Below are 24,526 nucleotides of genomic sequence, written 5' to 3'. Positions count from 1 at the left end.
ATACTGAAACAAGTTCAGTATGACTGCTCAGAAGTTATAAACCACTTCCAGTTTCTGGCCTTTAAGTGCTTCTTTGGCTATATCTATATTCTCTGTAAAACCAAGGATATATCCGCCACCGCCAGAACCGCATAGTTTTAAATAATAGTCGTTAGTTTCGATACCTTTTTTCCACAGTTCGTGAAACTGTTTTGGTATCATTGGTTTAAAGTTATTAAACACCACCTTAGACAGCTGTTTTGTGTTTTTGAATAGTGATTTAATATCACCTTTTAAGAAATCATCTACACAAGCATCGGTGTGTTTGATGAATTGCTCCTTAAGCATACTGCGGAAACCTTCATTCTTCATATTCTCCATAAAGATGCTCACCATTGGTGCTGTTTCGCCAACAATTCCACTATCTAATAAAAAGACAGCACCTTTACCTTCTGCTTTTTGTGAAGGAATTCCTGTAGCTTCGATATTGTCTTTAGAATTAATTAAAATCGGAAGGCTTAAATAACTGTTTAAAGGATCTAAGCCGGAAGATTTTCCGTGAAAAAACGATTCCATAGCAGAGAAAATAGACTTCAGTTTTAATAATTTTTCTCTTGTTAAATTTTCAAGAACTGTAATTTTGTCTGAAGCATATTTATCATAAATCGCCGCTACTAATGCACCACTACTTCCAACGCCGTAACCTTGCGGTATTGATGAGTCGAAATACATACCTGAATCTACATCAGCTTGTAACTTATCGAAATCGAAACTCACCAAATCTGTATCCAATCCTTTTAGATAAGTAGCAAATCGTTTTAAGCTTTCGTTAGATTTCTTGGCTTCTTCAGAAGGATTTTCATCTAACTTAAGTGCGCCGTTATAGAAGTTGTAAGGAATAGATAAACCTTTAGAATCTTTAATTATTCCGTATTCACCGAATAATAAAATTTTGGAATAAAACAGGGGACCTTTCATAGCTATCAATCAATTGGAATTTAAACTAGTTTTTTAGCACCTTTTCCAACTGTATCACAAATATAGTGACCATTTTGGCAATACGCAACCAACTCTGTCTTAATGAATTCATAAACTTTATCGGCCTCTGCCTTTGGAAATAAGACATGTACATTGGCTCCTGCGTCTAAAGTGAAACAAATATTAGACCCCGTTTCTGCTCTAAATTTCCATATTTTATTGATGATTTGAAGCGTATTTGGCTTCATTAAAATAAAATACGGCATACTCGTCATCATCATAGCATGCAGCGTTAAGGCTTCGCTTTCCACGATTTCTATGAATCGTTTAAAATTTCCTGAAATGAGCACATCTTTTAATTCTGAAAGATTTTCGTGCGCTTGTTCAAAACGTTTTTCGGCAAACGGATGACCAAACATGAGCTTGTGACCAACAGTACTACTTACCTGCTTTTCGCCTTTATCTACAAGTAAGATGGCGTCTTGATAGTCGCGAAAATTGGAATGAGTGTCTTCCGTAAATCGCACACCGAATAAATCTGAACTTTCTGTTGACTCATTATTTCCCCAAACTACCAATTCGCCTTCAATACTTCTGCAAGCACTTCCTGAGCCCAAACGCGCTAAAAAGGATGCTTTTTGGCTAAAATAGTCTTCCGAATGGTCTGAATGGTCTGTTCTTAAATCTTCTTCAATACTCATTAAACAAAGTGCCAAAGCACTCATTCCTGAAGCGGAAGACGCAATACCAGAACTATGAGGGAAAGTATTTGATGTTTCAATCGTGAAATGATAGTCTCTCAAAAACGGAACATATGTTTGAATACGCTCAAAAAAGGTTTGAATTTTTGGTTTGAAGGCTTCATTATTTTCGCCTTCAAAAATTACATTAAAACTGAAATCATTGCCTTCTTTTTTCTGATAAGACAACGTTGTAATGGTCTTGCAATTACTTAAGGTAAAACTGATTGAAGGATTTTCAGGGATTTGATTTTCGCGCTTACCCCAATATTTCACTAAGGCAATATTACTTGGCGATTCCCATTTTACTTTTCCGCTTTCAACTTTGGTTTTATAGTCTTTAAGAATAAAATCTTGCTCTGTCATTCGTTTAAATTCTGATGCAAAAATAGGTAAATTCTAGAGCTTAGTTTCTGCTTCTTTTGCTATTGCTAATAATTTTAGCATGGTTTTATGATTTCTAGCTGTAGCATTCACTTTTAGCCTTCGTTCAAAGAAGTTGGAGTTGAATTTTGTGCGTCCGTAACCATTAGTGCTAAAGAAATAAATACACTTTTCAGTGATGTAAACTTTCTCGCCACTGTATTCTAAATTTGAAACTTCGTCAAATCCTTCAGCATTTGGAGCAGCATCCAACATCATAAAATAGCTTTTCTCTTTTTCTTCAATTTGAAATGGACAAAAATCGAAAATGGCTTTTAATTCAGCATACGTTTTTACCAAAACGGTAACTTCAAAACCAAAATGATTTAAGATAATTTCTTCTACATGAAGCTTTATGTCTTCAGAATTTAAAGTAGATTGTAAAACCACATTTCCGCTTTGAATGTAAGTTTGCACATTGGCATAACCAGAATTTGCAAGTAATTCTCGTAACTCAGCCATTGGCACTTTTCTATGACCACCAACATTGATACCTCTAAGTAAAACAACAAAAACACTCATGTCAATTTTGTTTATTTCTCAGTTCTTGTCTTCGCATTGGCATGCTATCTACGAGGTTAAAAATCACATTGGACTCAATAACTTCAGTTGAAGAAAATTTCTTTCCACCATCTAAACCAAATAAACTAATGCTGAAGTTTTCTGAGGTTTCTTCACGATTAAACATTTTTGGTTTTGATTTTGAATCGTAGTAGACACAGAATTTATTTATGCATCTGTAGATTACCAATTTTCTGTCTCTTAATTCTTTTAATTGGCTTTCAAAACGATGAAATTGAGCATCAATAGTATCGCGGGCAGCTTCATTACCAGAAATAATGATAACGCGCTCTTTCCAGAGATGCGCATTAGTGTCTTGAGCAAAAAGACAACTAGAAAAAAGGAGCGTTAATACAACATATTTCATAGTCAGCTATTAATTGATTGAGAAACAATATAAGCACTTGTCCACGCATTTTGAAAATTAAATCCACCAGTAACCGCATCTACATTAATAACTTCCCCAGCAAAGAACAGATTAGGAATACGTCTACTCTCAAAGGTTTTGAAGTTAATTTCTTTTAAATCTACGCCGCCAGCTGTGACAAATTCTTCTTTAAATGTACTTTTACCAGTGACTTGAAAAATAGCATTGGTCAGCTGCTCAGCCAAAGCTTCTAACTGTGTTTTATTTAAATCTGCCCAGCGTGAATCTTCATTAATATTTGCAGCTAAAACCAACTTTTTCCAAAGGCGTTTTGGTAAATCGAATTGTGGTGAATTATAAACCAATTTCTTCGCCAAATCTAGCTTTACTGCCTTCAAACTATCTATACAATCATCTGTGTCTTGCTGAATAAAATTGATACTAATTTTAAAGTTATAATTCAGTTTAGCTAATTCTACAGCACCAAAAGCAGAGAGTTTTAAAATAGCTGGCGCACTCATACCAACGTGTGTAATTAAAAGTGGTCCATCAGATTCTAAATTAGCACCAATAACTTTTACGGTAACGTTTTTTGCTACAACACCAGGAATATCTTTGATGCGCTCATCCTTAATATCAAAAGTAAATAATGATGGCACTGGCGGAACAATAGTATGCCCTAAGTCTGAGAGTAAATTCCATATTTTTGGATTGCTTCCTGTGGCGATGATTAGTTTTTGGCAACTTAAATTACCTTCGGTGGTTTCTAATTGAAAATCATTTTCATTCACATGAATAGATTTTACAGAATGGTTATACAACACCTCAACACCATGTTTCTTTGCTTCAAACAAAAAGCAATCTATAATAGTTTGAGATGAATTTGAAACTGGAAACATTCGGCCATCCTCTTCAATCTTCAACTCTATTCCACGCTCTTCAAACCAAGCGATGGTGTCACCCGTCATAAATGTATGAAAAGGTCCAAGTAATTCTTTTTCGCCTCTTGGATAGTTGTGCACGAGTTCTGAAGGAATAAACTCAGCATGCGTGACATTACAACGACCACCACCAGAAATTTTCACTTTTTGTAAGCCTGTTTTTCCGCGCTCGAGAATAGCAATAGATTTATCCGGATGCTGCTCGGCGATATTTATAGCTGTAAAAAAACCTGCAGCGCCACCACCAACCACAATAATATCGTAAGTATGTTGTTGTTCTTTCAAATCGCTGTAAATTTAAGCCTAAATAATTAAGTACCTATGCGCAAATTACTTTTCATTTTAATACTTCCTTTTTTTAGTTGCGACACTGGAAACCTCAAAGTTATTGCCGATTTACCTTTAGAACTCAACGAAGTTTCTGGCATTGCTCCAGACACCAAAAACAATCTTATTTGGATGGTTAATGACAGTGGAAATGCGCCAATCTTGTATGGCTTAGATTATAAAGGAACCATTAAAAAATCAATTACTATTGAAGAAAAAAATAGAGATTGGGAAGATTTAACTGCGGACAAAAGAGGTAATATTTACATTGGTAATTTTGGAAATAACGATAACGACAGCAAAGGACTTTCTATTTACAAAATAAAAGCTTCAGACTTAGCTTCTGAAAAAACTGCAATTAAACCCGAAATTATTTCGTTTACCTATCCTGAACAGAAAAAATTTCCTCCGAAAAAGAAGGACCGCCATTTTGACTGTGAGGCATTTTTCTTTTTGGAGAACAATCTTTATCTCTTTACTAAAAGTCGCTCGCTTAAGGAAAAAGGAAAAACAAATTTATACCTGCTTCCTTCTAAAGCTGGCACCTACAAAGCTAAATTGTTAGACACCTTTAACACTTGCAACGAATCTGAATGTTGGGTAACCTCAGCAGATATTAATGATAATGGCGATATGCTTGCGCTTTTGACCGAAAATTCGGTTTACATTTTTAATGAATTAAATAAAACTTCTTTTTTTAAGTCTGAGTACAAACGTTATAAATTTGACTACAACTCTCAAAAGGAAAGTGTGGCTTTTAAAAACGACAGCACACTCTATATTGCCGATGAATATTTAGGTGTTGATGGTGGTAATTTGTATGAGTTTACAATTGAATAACCATTAAAAGCCAAAACCTAACCTAAAGGCTAATCGCAAACCATCATCGCTACTGAAAGCAGAAAGATTTCCTGTAATCATACTGTAAGCGCTAAAAAACAAACCACCTCCAACAGAAGTGTTCCATTGGTTTTGATTAAAAGTCGTACTTAGTGTTCTATTATCATCTACCCATATGCGTCCGTAATCAAACCCGCCATAAAACCCGATATTAAACGGAAGAAAGTTAGATGATTTTCGTCTTAAATTAAAACGTAAATCTGTACTCTGAACAAATGAGCGTTTACCAGCAAAACGTTCTCTTCTGTAACCTCTAAGACTTTCTGTATCCCCAAGGGTTGCTGCTTGAAAAAATTCAAAATTATCACCAAAATTTAGTTGGCTTCGGAGTTTTGTTGCTAAAACTACCGTACCGCGATTGGTCAATTTGTAATCAAATCCTAATTCTGGGATTAGATAACTAAACCCTTTGGAAGTACTCACATTATTCTTAAAACCTGTTTCCAACGAGAACAACATACCTAAAGTTGGGAAGTTCTCATTGTCTTTAACATCATATACAAACTTTGCGAAGGCTCCATAGAAGTCTTGCTTATCAAAAACTTGGTCGTTAGCTGCAGTTATAGATTCTAAAAATCGCCCTGACGTACGCTCAACTTCGTTAGATTCATAAGTAGCTCCCACTTGAAACATTGAACCATATTGTGATTTCCATACTAGAGATGGCGCAACTGATAGTGTTCTAATTTTTACACGATTGAAATCTAAATCTATATTATCATTATCTGGTTCTAAGTTTGGTGTACTGTTTCCAAAGCCAAAAAAGTTTCGAGCAAAATTAGGACTCGTAAATTTGGCATCTATCTTTAAATTAGATGACCCTACAACATTTGCGAACTCTCCAGAATACGCAAAATCAAAACCACTAGTGGCAAAAAAGTAACCTCCAGTAATGGTATGACGTGAAGAAAAAGGATTACGCTCAAAAGCATAATTTGTAAATGTACTTGCAAAACCCAAACTAAAGCCATCATCTGGATTAAACCCAATAGCAGGCAAGGTCTGTAACGTATTGTTTTTTAGCTTTTTATAATTATAAACATTAGTTTCGTAATCATCAGTGAGCTTTTTTGTGCCCTTATTAGTAACTATGGTATTCTTTTTGGATTTGTAATCGTAGAATTTAATTTTCTTTCCGTTTTGAATATCATAGACATCGTTATTTTGCCCACCGATAAGTCTAATTTTTATAAGGCGGTCGCCATCGCCATGCACATGAAACACGTCATCGTCGTCTAAGGCATAAACCCATATTTCCTTAGTTTCATCCTTACTATATGTACGCTCGTGAAAGATGTCTGCCTTCTTATCATCTTTAATTCTGTACGCTGTTATTTTGGTTTTTCCTTCTGGCAGTCTTTCAATATCAAACCAATCATCCTTGTTTGTTCCTTTGATTACCGAATATCTATTAATAACATCGTAATACCTGTCTGAAATATTTTGAAGATTTTTTCGTCTCGCTTTTAATAATCTTTTAATTTCTTCGGCATCGTTATCTCTTACTTCTGGAGGAAAATTTAAAAATGCTTTTTCGATGACCTCATCTGTAATATTATCTTGAATGTATTTTACTTGGGCATCCCAGACTGATTTATCTGATTGCTGAATTAATTCCATATCCAGCGGATAGGGCTCCACATTGATACGTCTTACATTTTTAAGTTCTTCGTCGTATTCTCGAAGCAATCCAGCAGTCGGAATGAGATTAACGGCAGCAGTAAGCAAAAATCCATCACTCATTTTAGAAAATGCTTGGTCTCTGTCTCTTGGTAATGGTCGATACACTTTTTTTCCGTTCTCTTTAAATTCTATCCAACGCCATTGGTCTTGATGCCTATCCCAATCGCCAATGAGCATGTCGAATAACCGTGCCTTTATGTACGAGGCTTCGTCTATAACAATATCTTCATCTTTATGACGCTTTTTTATCATATCTCTAGTATCCTCTAGCTCGTTTTGGAAACCAAAACTGGCTTTGTCGTCGTGCCCTTCAGAGGTATGTTCTTCAATCATATACAACTCATCACCAAAATCGTTATTAAATCCAGCCAAAGCCTTTTGCTTAGGCACATAATATAAAACCGGATTTGTATGGTATACGCCTATGGCATCTGCTAAATCTCCCACAACAAATGGCGCATAAGGGTGTGCTCCGGTAAATACATCTAACAATAACGATTCGGCAAAACCGCCATCTAGCTTATCGTCTATGTATTTATCCTTAAAAACAATGGCTTGCAGGTATTGAGATGCTTGTTTTTTTAAAGCTCTCATTACATATTGTCGCCCTTGCTTATCTTCTAAACGTAAAGATTTAGATTGATTTCCTCCACCTTTTCTTACAGGGATAACACCACCAAAAAGCGTATCTAAGTTAACAGTAGGTGCTTTAACTTTTGTTCCAAATTGTTTTCTATATCTGTCACCCCATAAAAACTTATGAAATCCAGATTTTTCTACTTCTTCATCTGTATAAATCGACGCTGTTTTTTGTTGAGGAAACGTATCTGGATATTGGGTTAAGTCAATATCTCTATTGGGTTTTAGCACTTGTGTTTGAAATACAACATCTTCATTTTCTGCTTCGTAAAAACGCACAAATGACGAGCCGTCTTTAAACACATCTAATCTAGCATAGCCATTGGCGCCATAAGCAAATTGTCCATTGCCAATTAGACGTGTTGCACTTTTTTTAGAGCCAGAACCACTAATTATCTGTGGTAGATTATTGTTAACGATATACTGAAGATTATGCTCGTGCCCAGAAACAAAAATAGCTTTATCGTTTTGTCGTGCTAGACTAACCACTCGTTTTTTAAGCTCATTGTACATCTTGTTTTGCAAGTCTACATTGATGATACCTCCTGTTTTTTTTGCTAAGTTTTTAAGAGTGCCAATAACAGGGACAGGTTTTAAGTTGCTTTTTAGCGAATATTGCCCGCCATGAGAACCGTTATTAAACATTGGATGGTGCAAAGCGATTATCGTTGTTTTCCCTCTAGCTTTCTTTATTTCGCTTCCTAATTCTTCTAAAAAATCTGCACGTGTTTTAATTTCACAATCATCATTTATGGTCGGATGATTATCCCAATTGGTAATATACCAATGCGAATCTATTATAATCAACACAATATCGTCTGAAATCTCTATATCTTCGATTGGGCATCCATCTTCTGGCAAAAAGGTGTTTTTGCCAAGCTCATCCTCAACAAATTTCTCTTGTCTTTTTAAGCCTTTCACTTTGCTATACCAATCGTGATTACCAGGAATAAAAATTGGTCGTCCTTTAAAATCTTTTGCTATTTCTGTCTGAACCTTAATTCGATGTTCTGATAATTCCTCTTTCTTTTTATTTTTAGAATTAAACCCGACTGGATAGATATTGTCACCTAAGAAAATTGCTGTACTATTTTCATCTGCCTTGCTTAAGGCCTTACCAAAATCTACGATAGCTTTATCGGTTTCTCCAAGTTCTGAATTTCCGGCATCGCCTAACAAATAAAACGTATGCAAAATTTCCTTGTTAACAGGAAAAAACATTTCTTTTGATGTTTCCTTTTGTAGATTAAAGGTTGCACAACTGCTAAGCAATATTAATATTAGAACTGATAAGAATGAGGTGTTATATTGCTTCATTTATTTATAGTGTTTTTTGCATCTCGAAGATACTACATTTTTAAATTCATTTTTCCCACAAACTATCTGCAAACAGATGTTTACAATCCAAAAAGTTATTATTGAGTTTAAAATTTGCCATATTGGCTAGCTGTTTAATTTCTAACAAGTCATACTTTTTTGAAAGCTCAGTCCAAATAAGCTCATTATATCCAAAATCGAAGGTCTTATTGAGTTTTTTGATAGTAACTTTTTGATTTCTTAAACTCACAATATAACTTTTCACCTCGCCTGTATCCGGATTATAATGACAATAAAAATCGAAGTCATCGATTTTAAAATCAGCATCTAACTCTCTATTGATTCTTAATAAAAGATTGAGATTAAAGCGTTTGGTAATACCATGTTTATCGTAATATGCATTATGGATGATAATAGGATTCTTCTTTAAATCCATACCAATAAGAAGTTTATCTCCATTTTTCATATTCTCGTTAAAAAGCTCCAGCAGTTCTACTGCTCTTTCTTGTTTATAGTTGCCGATATTTGAGCCTAAAAAAAGCAATAAACTTGGGTAATTACTTTCTTTATTCACCTTTAGAATTTCGAAATAATCTCCAACTTTAGGTCTTATATTTAAACTTGGTAGTCTCTGTTTAAGACGATTAGTTAAAATATCGATAGCCTCCTGAGAAATATCTATTGGCACATATTTAAAGTCTATATTTTGATTGACTAAATACTCTAAAAGCTTGAACGTTTTAAAACCATCTCCTGCTCCCAACTCTATGATATTAAATGGTTCTGAAAACTTTAATGCATCTATAATTTGTTTAGATTGCATTGAAAGAATTTCGAATTCTGAATCGGTGAGATAATACTCTGGCATATTCATTATCTCTTGAAATATGCGACTTCCGTTATCGTCGTAAAAATATTTTGAAGACAAGTACTTTTTTTCTGCTGTGAGTCCTGAAAGTACGTCTTTTGCAAATGTATCTGTCATTCTATTTGGCGAGTCTTATCCCAGAGAATTGCCATCTGGTTTCTGGCGTAAAAAAGTTTCGGTAAGTTGGTCTGGAGTGGTCTTTTGGAGTTGCAATAGATGCACCACGCATAACCATAGTATTAACCATGAATTTACCGTTATATTCGCCGATGGCTCCTTCGGCTTTTTGATATTTTGGATATGGTAAATATGCACTATTTGTCCACTCCCAAAGCTGACCGTAATTGAGTTGCTTTGATGCAACTTCCCACTCAAACTCGGTTGGCAGACGCATTTCTTTCCATTCTGCAAATGCCCAGGCTTCGTAGAAACTTATGTGACTTACAGGTAAACCTTTATTTAAATCTTTGAGCCCTTTTAGAGTATATTGTTTGTAGCCTTGTTCTGTTCTATGCCAATACATTGGTGCTTGTATGTTATTATTTTGCACCCAATCCCAACCATCAGCATGCCATAGATTAAAATTGCTGTAACCACCAGCTTCAATAAATTCTAGATATTCACCATTGGTGACCAAGGATTTTGAAATTTCACAATTGTGTATATAAACCTTATGTAATCCCTGTTCATTATCAAAACAAAAATCTTTTCCTTTGTGACCTATCTCATATAGACCTTCTTTGATGGTTAAATAATCGTGAGTTGTTTCAGGTTTTAATTCTACAGTTGTATCTAAAACAGGAAATGCGGGTTGATTTCCAAAAATGTATTTAATATCATACATCAAAAGCTCTTGATGTTGTTGTTCATGCTGTAAACCAATTTCGACTAAATCTAAAATACCTTGGTCTACATCGTTTGATAAAAACTCAGATAAATGATGATTGATGTATGTTCTATATTTATAAACTTCATCGGTAGTAGGACGCGTCATATTACCTCTATTAACACGCAAAATTCGTTCGCCAACATTATTATAGTAACTATTAAAATAAAAAGCAAAGTCTTCGCTAAATAAGGTATAGTCTTCCTTATAAACCGAAAGCACAAATTGCTCAAAAAACCAGGTAGTGTGTCCCAAATGCCATTTTGGTGGCGATACAAATGCTACAGGCTGCACTGAAAAATCATCCTTCTGAAGCGAACTACATATAGCTTCGGTATGCTTTCTAATTTCTAAAAATTTTTTTTTTATGGTTGGTTGGCTTGTTAATACTTCCACAGGTTATTACTCTAATATCGTTGTGTCAAAAATTACTTCGCTAGCAATAGTTTTGTGGACTGGGCAGCGCGAGGCAATCTCTTTTAATCTTTCTTTTTGCTGGTCATCTAAGTTACCAACAAATTTCAATTTCTTACTTATATGGTCTAAATATTTTGGTTTATCAACTTCAATCTTTAGGTCATCACTGTGTTTCCGAGAATGAGATATGTACACAAAGACTTCTTTTAAATCCCACTTTTTTCGTTCTGCATATAGTTTTAAGGTCATTACCGTACAAGCTGCTAACGCTGCATTGAGATATTCGTAGGGTGAAGGTCCAAAATCAGCACCGCCAATACTCGCTGGCTCATCAGCAATCATTGTATGATTTTTGGTTTGTATAGAGGTAGTAAAATTATCTTCTACTATGTTGAGATACCCAACAAGTTGTTCGCCCTGAGTGTCTAACATTCTATTTTCAACTTTAGGAAAATAACGTTTTGCCCAAGTGCCAATGACTTCTCCCGCATATTGGCTATCCTTTTCTTGAGTTAGTAAATGGTCGGCATTATCTAGAGATACAAAACTCTTTGGATGAAAAGCACTGTCGTATATCTTTTTTGCATTCTCTACAGCAACAATTGTATCAAATGGTGAATGCATGACCAATATGGGTTTTCGCATTTCTCTTACTACAGATGGTAAATCTGTATTATCAAAAGCTTCAACAAAGCCTTGATTGATTTTAAACGGTCTTCCTCCAATATTTATTTCTACTTCACCTTTTTCTTTTACAGCTTCGATACCGTGCGAAAAATGATGCTTTACATGTGCTACATCAGCTGGTGCTCCTATTGTTGCCACAGCTTTGACTTCTTCTATTTGAGACGCTGCTACTAATACGGCTGCACCTCCAAGAGAATGACCAACCAATAAACTTGGCGCTTCAAAATGTTGAGTTATGTAACTGTGCACATCGACTAAATCTTCTACATTAGCCGAGAAATGACTATCCGCAAACTCGCCTTCACTTCTTCCTAATCCCGTAAAATCGAACCTTACAACTGCAAAACCATCTTGAGTTAGTGCTCTACTTATGTGGCGCACCGCACTTAAACTGCTGCTACATGTAAAGCAATGGGCAAAAATAGCGTAGTAATTAGGCTTCTGATTAGCTGGCAATTCTAATTGCGCATTAAGAAGTAAGCCTTTTCTGTTTTCTATCTTAAGTTTTTTACTTTTCATATTATTTAGATTATTCTTCAACAGTTACGCCTCGCCAAAAAGCTACTCTATTCTTTATACCTTTTGCAAGCTCAGAAACTTCAGGATAAAACCATGCTGCGTCTTTATTTTCTTTGCCTTCCACATTTAATGTATAATAAGATGCAGTACCTTTCCAAGGGCAAACGGTGTGCGTATCACTTGGCTTAAAATAATGTGACTTTATACTGTTGTGAGGAAAATAATGGTTACCCTCTATGATAACGGTATCGTTACTTTCTGCTATAATTGTATTGTTCCAGATGGCCTTCATGGTGTTTATGTGTTGGTTACTAATCAGATTTTATAGTCGTAAATATTGAAAGATGCTTTCTAAATTCTTTGAAATTTATCAAGTTAGCGTAATGCGGTATTTTTTGCTCATAAATAATTCTTAAATTCGTGAATAATTCTTTTTTATGGAAACACTAATAAAAGACGCTGAGAGCTTTGTAACTCACTACTTAAACGATAATCTAGATGCCAAATTTGTGTATCATAATCTTGCGCATACACAACGCGTAGTGAGCAAAGCTAAAGAACTATCTGAAGACGGTGACTTGTCAGATAACGAAAAACAACAGCTTCTTCTAGCCGCGTGGTTTCACGACACTGGGTTTACCAAAACCATCAAAGGACACGAAGATGAAAGTGTAAAAATTGCTACGGAATTTTTAAAATCTAAGTCTGTTTCTGAAGATGATATTGAAGCTGTTTCTAAAATAATAATGGCTACTGAGATGCCATACGAGCCAAAAACAAGACTCGAAGGTCTTATCAGAGATGCTGATTCTGCACACATATCGAGTAAAAACTATGATAATTACGCCTCATTACTAAGAAAGGAATGGGAATTAACTCTTAACAAAAAAGTCTCTAAATCTGAATGGATAGAAGAGAATATTAAGTTTTTAACTAACCATACGTTCTACTCTGCATTAGCAACTAGTAAATGGGAAAGTAGAAAGGGAAAAAACTTAGCCAATCTTATACAAAGCCAGAATAAAATTAAGGAGAGTACCGAGAAATTAAAGCAGAAAAAAGCAGAATTAAAATTTAAAAAAGAAAAGCTTGAATTACCTGACCGCGGCATAGAAACCATGTTTAGGGTTGCCTTAAAAAATCATATTACTTTAAGTGATATTGCAGACACTAAGGCTAACATTTTACTCTCTGTAAATGCTATTATCATTTCTGTAGCGCTATCTAATTTATTACCAAAACTAGACAACCCATCAAATACCTATTTAATTTATCCTACCTTAATTTTTATGGTATCAACAGTAGCTTCTATTATATTATCGGTTATGGCTACTAGACCTAATGTGACTAAAGGAGAATTTTCTAAAGAAGATGTAGCGAACAAAAAAGTGAATTTATTGTTTTTTGGAAACTTTCATCAAATGAAACTCGATGAGTTTGAATGGGCAATGCAAGAGATGATGAAAGACAAAGATTATCTATACGGTTCCTTAACCAAAGATTTATATTTTTTAGGCTTAGTATTAAATAGAAAGTACAACCTGTTACGCACTACTTATACTGTTTTTATTGTAGGCTTAGTTGTTAGTGTTATAGCATTTGCTGTATCGTTTGCGATGGCAGAAACAGGTCTTTAAGAGCTTATTTCTTTCATTAAATCATCATAAGTGTAGTAAGACTTGTCATTATCACTTCTGTGATACAATACACTTACGCGTATAGCTTTAAGACCAGTGACAGCTTGTAAGTCTTCTAGCTCAACTATCTCTACATCTGTATCTAGATAATTCTTAGACTGCAAAAATCTAACGTATCTTAAGTACTCTCTTTCGTCTTCTTTCTGAGAGTACACTATTGTTATTTTGCCTTTTTGAGTTACGCGCTCGTTAGTCCCTTTTATAAAAGCTTTGTCTACTCGTTTCTTTACAATCTCGTATCTGGCGTTGTATGTTCCATCAACATCAAACTGCTTTTCATCCATTCTAAAACTAATAGATAATGGTTGACTAAACACTAAAATCATGGACGCCACATCTAATTGCACAGGGAATTTAGATTGGATTTGCATCTGATAATAAGTATTCTCCATTTCGCACATAACCTGCATCTGCCAAAGCCTTAAATTGTAAAGATAGATAGGATTAAAACTATCTTCTTTTGTAATAGACTCTCCTATATACATGTTATGCTCTACACCATCAGTTTTGTAACGCTCAAAGTAGTGCGGATACATGGCTTGAGCTTCAACCTGCTTTTGGTCTAACAGCGATGCCATTTCTCTATTAATTGTAGAAATAGTGTCATCATATTGTTTACGGTAATGATAAATAGCGTTAGTTTGCCCGTCTATAGAATTGAAATACTCATCGATTTTAACTTTTAAAGTTTCAATGGTAAGTAAGTGTTTTAGGATAGGCTCAATCTCTTCTTTTATGAAGCCTGAAATACGCTGCTCGCTATCCACTTGAAAGTTTGTTTTTAAATCTTTCAAATACTTTTCAATTTGAAAGGTATATTGCTCATATATAGGAAGATTCTCCAACTTACAAGCTTCTAAAACTATATCTTTTATCTGATTCAACTGAAGCGTTAAATCTTTTTGTGTTGCTGTATTTCTTGCCTCTGATGAGCCTTTAATATCAATCTGTCCATAAAGCGGATACACGCCATCAAAAGCAATTTTATTAAAGTTAGGCTCTAAACCGTTAAGTTGATCTTTAATAAAGTTACGCGCTTCTTTTTCAAAACGCCAATGTACGCTGGTATGTATAGACGTACATTCTTGCTGAATTATAGCTTCAATAAGATTTTCTTCTTCACTTTTGCTGCGCTCTACTGCCGATATAATAAATGGCATTACATCTATAAGTTTGTTGGCATTGATGCTATTAAGAACTTTAGATTGTTCAGAAACAATCTCCAAGATTCCCATCAAACCATCATCATTAGCAATAGGTGCAAATATGGCACTCTGTATACCTTGCGAATGTAAAACTTTTATGTGTGGGGCGCAGGATTTTCCACTTTCATATATTTTGTTTACATCAGATATAGAGAAGTACTTATTCTCCTTCAATAACCTATTGTAAGACCAGTTACATAGAGCATCTGTACATTGAGCAGTTTCTAATTTGTCAAGTAAATAACTGCTCATACCTACGCCGTAGACACGCTCAAAAGTATCTTCGTCTTTATTGTAAATCGAGAAACCGACTTTTATGTCTTTAAGCCCAAGTAAAGATCTAAAGATTTCATGGAAGTCTTCCATAAAATTTTCGTCTTTACGCTTATCTTCTCCAATAAGCGTAGACTTGATGTTTGATATAGACTGATCGTCAGTAACATCAAAAATGTTGGATATGATAAAGCCTTTAAAATCATAACTACTTGGGGGAAATTTAGATTTCCATAATTCTATGTTCTCAAAATTATCCAGAAGCTCATCATAGTCTTCTTGAGTAATTTTTGGTGTATCTTTTTTTGGAATTATTTCTATAAAATCTGCATTGTACAAAATCTTGTAATAACGCATTATCCCATTAGCATCAGGGATTTCATAAAAGAAAGGGCGCTTAAAATTAAGATTAAACCCATAACAGAAGTTTAATATTATTGTACATGCTATGATGTAAGTCTGGTCCTCTGGCATATTTTTGATTTGTAAATCAAAATCTTTCCCAGCTGTTTTTAGTATGCTTTTAAAACGCTCTGAGGCATTGAATATAAAGTTATGAAAAGGTATAGTCGCTGTTTTGATTTCGTTATTAGTCAACAACGGGCTAAAGGAATCTTGTAGAATTCCTTCTATCTCAGTCTCATATTGCTTAAACAAATTGGTATCACTAAAACCATCTCTTAATACAGGATTATCATCAGCGATTTTGAGCACTCGCTTAGCATTTGCAGCAATAAAATGATTGTCTGCATTAATAAGTCTTTCGTATTGAGCAAGCAGTTTATTAAAACTGACTTTCATTACAAAAGGTGATTCTATATTATCGTTAATGTCCAAAGCGTAAATCTTATCTAGAAGCAAAGTTACAAATATTTAAAATAGTCGTTTTACATAAGACTATCTTACAATCAATTTGTTACGGACTTTGTACGATTTATTTTTTTATTAAAGAGATTGCAAAACCGCCACCTTCAGCTAGATTAATTTTTAAAGTTGAAGATGCATCAATATCCAATATTTCAATTTGAATATCTAACGGATTTTTATCCCAATGTGCATCTGTTCCATCTTTATAAATACGAACCTCGTAGTCTTCGTTTTTATCTAAAAAACTAAAATCTATATCAATATCCCTGGCATTTTCGTCTGTAATTCCGCCAACAAACCAATTGCCAGTATCTTTTTCTTTTCGAGCTATCGTCACATAATCGCCAACAACACCATTTAAAACTTTGGTGTCGCTCCAATCTACACCAACATCTTTTATAAATTGAAGTGGCTCTGGATTTGCTTCGTAATGCTCAACTAAATCTGCAGCCATTTGTATTGGACTATAAATCAAAACATACAAGGCTAATTGCTGAGCTAGAGTTGTATTAACTTGATTTTGTGTCTTATACTCATTGAATTTAATATTGAAAATACCAGGCGTAAAATCTATCGGTCCGGCTAACATCCTAGTGAATGCAATAATTGGCAAATGCTCTGGCGGATTGCCGCCGTCTTCTGCCCACGCATTAAACTCTTGACCTCGCAAACCTTCTCTAGAAATAATATTTGGGTAAGTTCTGCGAAGTCCTGTAGCCTTTATAGGCTCATGCGCGTTCACGGCAACTTCATATTTTGCTGCTTTAATCGCTGCATTATTATATTGGTTGACCATGTATTGTCCGTGATGGTATTCGCCTTTTGGTAGAATCTTACCAACATAACCCGATTTAACAGCGTGCATTCCATATTTCTGCATAAGCGCATATGCCGTATCTTGTTGTTTTTCGTAGGTTTCAGTTGCCGCAGAAGTTTCGTGATGCATTATAATCTCAACGCCTTTTTCCTTAGCATATCTGGTAACCTCATCCAAATCATAGTCTGGATAAGGTGTTACAAAATCGAAAACACCTTCGCGGTCTTCAAAACCAATCCAACGTTCCCAACCTGTATTCCATCCTTCGACTAAAACGCCACCAATATTATTCTTAGCAGAAAAATCTATAAAACGCTTTACATTTTCTGTTGTTGCGCCATGGCGTCCATGAGCTTTTCCTGTATCTGTCCATTGGCCATCAACCATTTCCATGCCGTAATCCCAAGACGATTTACCTAGATGCATTTCCCACCAAACACCTGTATATTTCATTGGCTTAAACCAAGAGACATCACCTAACTTGTTTGGCTCATTAAGGTTAACAATGAGGTTAGACGCTATTAATTCTGGTGCATTATCTGTAATTTGAATGGTACGCCAAGGTGTATTGAAGGGTAATTGTCGTTTTACTTTGTAATCGGTATTTTCAGAGCCAACTAGGTGGCTTTTTAAACTTAAATTCTCTGTGTCAACTTTTAGAGTCATCCCAGAGTAATCCACCAAAGCTGCTTCATGAAAGCTTAAATGCACACCTTCATTACCCACCATTGTTACAGGCGTATTTACGGCATTCTCGGGGATATACGTTTGAGCTAAATTGACGTGCTCTGCGTATTGAGGCGCATCAATTTCTGATAATTTTGTTGTACTGTATAAGTGCTCGTAAATATCCCAATCGCCAGGAATCCAAAAGGTCATGTAGTCTTCTGTAAGATTGAATTGAGTTTCTTCCTCTTTAATTAAAACTTCATCCCATCCGTCTTGTTCTGGAAACTCGTATCTAAAGCCAATACCGTCATCGTAAACTTTAAAGGTTAATGCAATTTTTCGGTTTGGCGCTACAGTTTCTTCAAGTTGAATAGTAAGATATCTGTAATTATTCTCAACTTTTCCTTGTTCGCCCCATGGCATTTCCCAGGTTTCATTGAAGCTATTCACGCTAGCGCTAATGACTTTTAGGTTGTCTTTTATTGGTTTTGCATCAATGAAATCAAATCCTAAATAAGACGTATCTACAACTGTTTTATTATTGAATTGTACATGATAAAATGGTTGACCTAGTTTATCTAATTCAAGCTCAACAGCTATTTTACCATTTGGTGATTCAACTTTTAATTTTGCTGAATTATCATTTCTCAAATTACAGGAGAAACACAATAAAGCAATTAATGCTATGGAAAAGGCTTGTAGTTTCATCGTTATTTCTCTTCTAATAATACGATATCGAATGGGGAATCTACAGTAACAGCACCGTTTTCAACTTTCATCTCTTTACCCGAATAAAAATCTTTCAAATTAGTACCGTCTTCAAATATCGAAGACACTTTAATTGATTTTTCACCTTTAGAAAGGTTAATTCCTGCTATAATTTTATCATTTTCTCTTACACGAGAGAAAATCAATCCGTTATCATCAGATATTAATTGATGCTTCCCAGCACCAACCGCTGGGTGTGTTGCTGTAAACTGCCCTAACTTTTGCCAATGGGTTAAAATCTTTTGAGTTTCAGGATTATTTGTTGCTTTATCCCAATCCATTAACGAGCGTAAATTGGCATCTCCTGTAGCGCCATCAACAATAAGCTCTCTGGCAATTTCGTCACCATAGTACACTTGAGATGCCCCTAGAGTTAAGAAAAGTAAGGTTGCTGTTTCGTATGGTTTTTCGCGAGTTTTATCAAATGGTTGTCCGTCGTCATGAGATGACATGTAATTAAGTACGCTGTAGCCTTTTAATTCATTTTGAAGGATATCATCATACTTTTTAAATACATCATTTGCAGGCATTTGTTTGGCGTTCCATTTAAATTCAAAATTTATTTGACTCGAAAACTTATCGTCGTAAAAGTTCACTTTTTTATCTCCAAAATCGAATAGTTTTCCGCCACTAATCCCATAGTTATAAATTTCGCCTACCAAATAAAAGTTTGTATCATCTAAAACCTTCTCAGGATTATTAGCTTTGTATTGTGCAAACGCATAATCACACTCGGTTTTAAATTCTTGCCACACGTATGGCTCCGTATGTTTTACTGTATCACAACGGTAACCATCAATTCCAAAGTCGGTAATGTAATCCGTTAACCATTTCATGATGTAAAAACGCGGCGCACGAGGATGACCTGTGCGCTCAAAAAAGGCATCAAGTTCTTTTACCTCTTGCTCATAGCGCCCTTCGGCTTTCCATTTAGCTACAAGTTGTGGCGGTAATTCTACATTTTCGTTACTATCAGTTCTTATGTCTGGAAGATTTTTAACGAGCGTACACGATGTGGTGTTTTCGTAATTTGTGTACTCGCATTGTGGCTCTGTACGTACCCAATCGCCTGGCCAAACAGGGTCTTTTTCGGTGACTGGTCCTGTGTGATTAATTACAGCATCTAAAACAACGCGTATACCTTTGCTATGCGCGGCATCCACCAATGCTTTTAAATCTTCTCGAGTTCCTAAATTAGCATCGATAGCCGTCCAGTCTTTTGTCCAATACCCATGAAAGCCATAACTTTTTCCGGTACCTTCATCTGTGCTGCCGTGAATTTGCTCTACAATCGGTGTCATCCAAATGGCATTAATACCCAAGTCTGTAAAATAGCCTTCGTTAATTTTTTGAGTAACACCTTTTAAGTCGCCACCTTTATATCCGCGTAAAACCGCGGCATCATCTTGTCTTCCGTACATTAAATCGTTAGACGTATCAGCGTTATTAAAACGGTCGGTTAACAGAAAATAGATGTTAGCTGCTTCCCAAGGAAACACATTTTCACTTACTGTTTCTGTCTCAGATTTTGCTGTTAAAGCTTCAGACTTATTTGATTCTGTTTTTGAATTATTGCAACTAAATGCTGTAATGGCAACTATAACCAGGATTAATTTTTTCATTTATTTACTATTTTATTTTTAATATAAACGATTCTAAAGGCTTAATATCTATGCGTACTGAAGCCTTTCCGTTTTCGACTTTTAATTTTGAAGCATAATTACCGTACAATTGGTCTTCCACTTCATACAAACCATCAGTTAATTTTAATTTTGAAATTAAATCTTCTGGTAATTGCAAGTCAAAACCATAGGTGTTTTCATCATTAAAATTTGAGACAATAATCAGTTTTTCTTCATCGGACCAACGCACAAAACTCAACACCTTGTCATTATACCACTCAGTATGCTGCCGGTTATACAAATGAATATCGTAATACTCGCCCATTAGCGCTGAGCTATTAATCGTAAAGTTGAGTAGTCTTTTGTAGAAATCTCGTAACTCTAACTCCTCTTTTGTAGATTGTCCGCCATCAAAATTTTTATCATTTACCCAACGCACTAGACTTGGCACACTTCCATAATCGAAAATCGAAGTTCGGGTTGGGTCGCCAAAACCTAAATCTTCTGCGCCTGGCTCTCCAAATTCTTGACCAAAATAAACCATCGTAGGCGCTGTTGTTGCTGTTGCAGAAACCACCATAGCAGGCTTTCCTTTTTCAGCATTGCCGGCAAAATCTGGGCTCGCAATACGTTGCTCGTCATGGTTTTCTAAAAAATGAAGCATGTGATGCTCAATATCTGATAAGTCCTCAAAAATTGGCGGAATATTATCTGTTTTACCATGCCCTTGCATAACGTGTTTCAAAGTGTCATACAATTGAACTTTATCGTACAAATAGTCCATCTTTCCTTTTTTGATATAATCACGATATAAACTTGGATTGTAAACTTCTGCCAATAAAAAGGCATCTGGATTTTTCATTTTAATAGCTGAGTTCATATAGCTCCAAAACTCAACGGGTACCATCTCCGCCATATCAAATCGGAAACCATCAACACCTTTAGCGGTCCAATACAACGCGATATCTTTGAATTTTATCCAAGAATGCGGCACATTTTTATTACTCCAAAATTCAAAATGTTTTCTGTAGCCTTCATTATCATAACCTTCGGGAAGTTCATCAAAATCCTTTTTTCCATCTGGCGAAACGCCATAATTGACCTTCACCGTTTCGTACCAATCATACATATCGGGTTGTGATGCCCTAGAACCATTACCTGTCCATTTTGCAGGCACTTCTTCAAACTTACCATCTGCTAAAGGATGATTTTCACCTCCTAAAGGTTGATATCCATTTTTCCACTCGGGTACTTTAAACGCTTCACCGGGATTGTAATAAAAGTTGTTGTTAACATGATACGCAACGGATGTATCGTCTTCAGCTCCAAAATCTGTAGAAGCATCTGGATTTGTAATACTTTTATAGTTTCGTGCAACATGATTAGGTACAATATCTATAATTACTTTAAGACCAGCATTGTGCGAACGTTCTACTAAAGCTTCAAATTCTTCAAGTCGATTTTCAACATTTTCAGCCAAATCTGGATTAACATTGTAATAATCTTTAACGGCATAAGGCGAGCCTGCACGACCTTTTACAATATCTGGGTCGTCGTTAGAAATACCATATTTAGTGTAATCTGTGATGACATCATGATGCGGTACACCTGTATACCAAATATGAGTAACACCTAAATCCTTTATCTCTTTTAATGCCTTTTCGGTAAAATCGTTAAACTTCCCAACGCCATTTTCTTCAATAGTTCCCCAAGGTTTGTTTGTTGTGTTTGTGTTTCCGAAGAGTCTTGTAAATACTTGATAAACGACTTCTTTTTTCTTCATATTTGTTTTGATATCTTCAACGTTAGTTTTTGACAGAGATGCCTCTTCAGTTTCATTTTTACAGCTGTAAAAACCTATTAAAATTATAGTAGCTATAATTACTTTATGTTTTTTCATTCTTGAATTATTTATTCAACTTTATTCTAATTTCTTTTTCTTTCGACGTATCCCAAACAACATCTAAGGTTAAGGTTTTATATTCTGAATTGTATTTACCTTCAAGCTTTTTGCCATCAATTTTAATTCGCTTTGGCTGTTTCTGAATATTATGAATTGTTAGCGAAATCTGTTTTGCTTCTGAATTATAATTGTCTCCTATCTCAGCTTCAAATTCGATGTTTAGCCAAGCCCCTTTTTGCTCAGCTTCAAATTCTAAAAGTTCATGCATTCCTTTTTCAATTGCATTTGCTGTTTTTCCATCATCGAAATAAAACTCACGTTCTGATTCTTTTACAGATGCGTCATGATAATACTGAAGTTGAAACGTATTAGCATCGTAGTCTTCCGTAGATTGCATGGTCTTAGCTAATGGTATAAAAGCACCAGCACGCACATAAGTTGGGATATATGCAGGATGTAACTCTATGGCTTTGGTTTGTCCGCCTTCAATAATTTCATCAGTTTCTATATTAAACCAATTAGCAGTTTTTGGAAAATAAACCTCTTGCGTTTTTAGTCCTGCTTCCAAAACAGGAGACACCAAAATATCTTGTCCCCATAAATAGGTTTTGGAGTATGTGTATAATTCTATATTCTCTGGCTCTTCGAAGAACAGCGGGCGCATTAACGGTGTTCCTTCAATATGATTTAAAGCCATTAAATGATAATTGTAAGGCAATAATCTATAGCGCATTTCTATGGCAAAAGAGGCTAAACGCTTTGCTTTTTCGCTTCTGTAAATTGGCTCACTAGGCACATCTTCTTGTGCATGAGGTCTAAAAATTGGTTGAAAAACGCCGTATTGTAACCAACGCGCATATAGCTCGTCGTCTAAGTTTGCTCCAGCAAAACCACCTAAATCGCTGTGCATATAAGCTAGACCTTGTAGTCCCATTTGTAAGGCAATTTCAGGTTGACTTTGCAATCCACCCCAAGTACGATTAACATCGCCAGACCAAGGCACCATGCCGTAGCGTTGTGAACCCGAATATCCTGCACGCATTAAAATGAATGGACGTTGGTTAGGGAAATCTCTTTTATAACCTTCATATACCAATCTAGCCCAATCGTGACCATAAATATTATGAACTTCCGCGGCAGTGCCCGTATGATGCTGTACCCAATTTGGATGTACTTCTGGTTCGCCTAAATCACCCCAAACACCAGCAACGCTCTTATCTGCTAAACCTTTATAAATATCCCAAAACCAAGCTTCGCCTTCTGGTTTGTAAATATCGATGATACCTGTGTTACCAAAGTAAAAATCGTAACGTGCAGGATTACCAATGGAGTCCTTGGCTAAAATATCTTTCTGTACAGCTTTGTCCCATTTTTTGGATGTGGTTAATACAAAAGGCTCTGTAATAGGAATAGTTTTTACGCCTTGTGTTTTAAGTCGTGCTATCATGCCTTCAAAATCTGGGAAGGAATCTCTAAATACTTCCAAATTACCCATTGTGCCTTTTATGTCTTTACCAAACCAATACAAATCTAAGATTATAGCGTCTACAGGAATTTTCTCTTCTTTAAACTTGGCTATCGTTGCTTCGACTTCTTTTTGGGAATGGTAGCCAAATCGGCTTGAGAAATTACCTAAAGCCCAACGTGGCAACATGGGCTGTTTTCCTGTTAAGTTGGTGTAGTTTTCGATGATGTCGTACCAAGAATTTCCAGCTATGATTTGATAAGTTTTACGTCCAGAAACTGTTTCGTAAGTTAGTGTATTATCCTTTTTGCTGTCTAAATCTAGATAGCCAATTGGTGCGTTATCGAAATGAATCATATATTGATTAGACGATGCTACAATAGGCATGGTGAAATTCATCAATTTAGATTCGGTTTCGTAGCCGTAATGTGCTCTGTTGAAAAGTGGTAAACGGTGTCCACGACGATTCATCCCCAAAGCGCGTGCGCCGCCACCATACAACACTTCGTCTGGCGTGAGATTGAATTCTATTTTTTCGGTTTCATCGGCGATGATATTGCCTTTAACCATTTCCATGGGTTGATGAGCACTTTTGTAATAGCCTCGTTTTTCGGAGATGATTGGTTTACCTTGATAAGAATAGGAAACCTGAAATGGTTCGGTTATTACATTTACTGAGAGCGATTTGCTCGAATATGAAATGACGTTACCAACATACTTGTATTTTGCATCAATATTTTGCGGCTTTAAAACCACAGCATGAGAGTTTAGATTCTGATTTTCTCCATTCGGTATAAATGTTGTTTCTAAAATATCTTCAGAATAAAACTGAAACATATATTTACCGTCGTTAGTAGTTACCGAAAACACGCCATTTTCTTCATTATGGGATTGATAAACGCGGTTTGGGTTTTGGGTAAAGCCAAAGTGAAATAGTAAAAGAGCTAAAAGTGTATATATTGATTTCTTCATAAGAACGATGAGATGCTGAATTAAATTCAGCATGAC

Annotated in this window: 17 protein-coding genes; 2 read left to right on the top strand and 15 right to left on the bottom strand. The window is 35.5% G+C overall.

Features of this window, described 5'->3' with window-relative positions; genetic code table 11:
* Positions 1-27 precede the first annotated feature (27 nt).
* The 5 genes from BUB95_RS07185 to BUB95_RS07165 are packed head-to-tail and all read right to left on the bottom strand — an operon-like array spanning position 28 to position 4,274.
* On the bottom strand, positions 28-957 hold the full coding sequence (locus BUB95_RS07185) for a mevalonate kinase family protein (protein WP_073084750.1): 930 nt from the start codon (positions 955-957) through the stop codon (positions 28-30).
* Between the two features lie 20 nt (positions 958-977).
* A complete protein-coding gene (locus BUB95_RS07180) occupies positions 978-2,063 on the bottom strand; it encodes a diphosphomevalonate decarboxylase (protein ID WP_073084748.1) in 1,086 nt (361 codons plus the stop codon).
* Between the two features lie 33 nt (positions 2,064-2,096).
* Positions 2,097-2,642 carry a DUF1697 domain-containing protein gene (locus BUB95_RS07175; protein ID WP_073084746.1) on the bottom strand — a complete coding sequence of 182 codons (546 nt, stop codon included), beginning with the start codon at positions 2,640-2,642 and terminating at the stop codon, positions 2,097-2,099.
* Between the two features lies 1 nt (position 2,643).
* Positions 2,644-3,048 (bottom strand): DUF4174 domain-containing protein, encoded by a 405-nt coding sequence (locus tag BUB95_RS07170; RefSeq protein ID WP_073084744.1) that lies wholly within the window; start codon positions 3,046-3,048, stop codon positions 2,644-2,646.
* Between the two features lie 2 nt (positions 3,049-3,050).
* Complete coding sequence (locus BUB95_RS07165) at positions 3,051-4,274, bottom strand: BaiN/RdsA family NAD(P)/FAD-dependent oxidoreductase (RefSeq protein WP_073084742.1); 1,224 nt, start codon at positions 4,272-4,274, stop codon at positions 3,051-3,053.
* Positions 4,275-4,310: 36 nt separating this feature from the next.
* Between BUB95_RS07165 and BUB95_RS07160 the strand changes: the two genes are divergently transcribed.
* Positions 4,311-5,156: an NHL repeat-containing protein gene (locus BUB95_RS07160; protein WP_073084739.1), complete on the top strand. Its 846-nt coding sequence runs from the start codon at positions 4,311-4,313 to the stop codon at positions 5,154-5,156.
* 3 nt (positions 5,157-5,159) lie between these two features.
* Here BUB95_RS07160 and BUB95_RS07155 read toward each other — a convergent pair whose 3' ends face one another.
* From BUB95_RS07155 to BUB95_RS07135, 5 genes are read right to left on the bottom strand one after another with little or no spacing between them, the layout of a single operon-like run.
* Positions 5,160-8,855: a metallophosphoesterase gene (locus tag BUB95_RS07155; protein WP_073084737.1), complete on the bottom strand. Its 3,696-nt coding sequence runs from the start codon at positions 8,853-8,855 to the stop codon at positions 5,160-5,162.
* A 46-nt stretch (positions 8,856-8,901) separates the two neighbouring features.
* Positions 8,902-9,840 (bottom strand): L-histidine N(alpha)-methyltransferase, encoded by a 939-nt coding sequence (locus BUB95_RS07150; RefSeq protein WP_073084734.1) that lies wholly within the window; start codon positions 9,838-9,840, stop codon positions 8,902-8,904.
* A 1-nt stretch (position 9,841) separates the two neighbouring features.
* On the bottom strand, positions 9,842-11,005 hold the full coding sequence (egtB, locus tag BUB95_RS07145) for an ergothioneine biosynthesis protein EgtB (protein WP_083573329.1): 1,164 nt from the start codon (positions 11,003-11,005) through the stop codon (positions 9,842-9,844).
* Between the two features lie 6 nt (positions 11,006-11,011).
* Complete coding sequence (locus tag BUB95_RS07140) at positions 11,012-12,232, bottom strand: bifunctional alpha/beta hydrolase/OsmC family protein (protein ID WP_073084731.1); 1,221 nt, start codon at positions 12,230-12,232, stop codon at positions 11,012-11,014.
* Between the two features lie 10 nt (positions 12,233-12,242).
* Complete coding sequence (locus BUB95_RS07135; RefSeq protein WP_073084728.1) at positions 12,243-12,524, bottom strand: DUF427 domain-containing protein; 282 nt, start codon at positions 12,522-12,524, stop codon at positions 12,243-12,245.
* 145 nt (positions 12,525-12,669) lie between these two features.
* Between BUB95_RS07135 and BUB95_RS07130 the strand changes: the two genes are divergently transcribed.
* Positions 12,670-13,869 (top strand): Pycsar system effector family protein, encoded by a 1,200-nt coding sequence (locus BUB95_RS07130; protein ID WP_073084726.1) that lies wholly within the window; start codon positions 12,670-12,672, stop codon positions 13,867-13,869.
* Here BUB95_RS07130 and BUB95_RS07125 read toward each other — a convergent pair.
* The 5 genes from BUB95_RS07125 to BUB95_RS07105 form a co-directional block, all read right to left on the bottom strand.
* Complete coding sequence (locus tag BUB95_RS07125; RefSeq protein WP_073085142.1) at positions 13,866-16,208, bottom strand: GAF domain-containing protein; 2,343 nt, start codon at positions 16,206-16,208, stop codon at positions 13,866-13,868. The genes BUB95_RS07130 and BUB95_RS07125 overlap by 4 nt on opposite strands.
* 133 nt (positions 16,209-16,341) lie before the next feature.
* Positions 16,342-18,468: a glycoside hydrolase family 97 protein gene (locus BUB95_RS07120; RefSeq protein WP_073084723.1), complete on the bottom strand. Its 2,127-nt coding sequence runs from the start codon at positions 18,466-18,468 to the stop codon at positions 16,342-16,344.
* 2 nt (positions 18,469-18,470) lie between these two features.
* Positions 18,471-20,150 (bottom strand): alpha-amylase family glycosyl hydrolase, encoded by a 1,680-nt coding sequence (locus BUB95_RS07115; protein WP_073084721.1) that lies wholly within the window; start codon positions 20,148-20,150, stop codon positions 18,471-18,473.
* Positions 20,151-20,157: 7 nt separating this feature from the next.
* A complete protein-coding gene (locus BUB95_RS07110; protein ID WP_073084718.1) occupies positions 20,158-22,050 on the bottom strand; it encodes an alpha-amylase family glycosyl hydrolase in 1,893 nt (630 codons plus the stop codon).
* A 7-nt stretch (positions 22,051-22,057) separates the two neighbouring features.
* On the bottom strand, positions 22,058-24,490 hold the full coding sequence (locus BUB95_RS07105) for a TIM-barrel domain-containing protein (RefSeq protein ID WP_073084716.1): 2,433 nt from the start codon (positions 24,488-24,490) through the stop codon (positions 22,058-22,060).
* Between the last annotated feature and the right edge of the window lie 36 nt (positions 24,491-24,526).

This window comes from Winogradskyella jejuensis (assembly GCF_900129745.1).
GTDB classification, from domain to species: domain Bacteria; phylum Bacteroidota; class Bacteroidia; order Flavobacteriales; family Flavobacteriaceae; genus Winogradskyella; species Winogradskyella jejuensis.
Note: the sequence above shows the minus strand (reverse complement) of the source record. Positions and strands in the feature narration are given on the sequence as shown.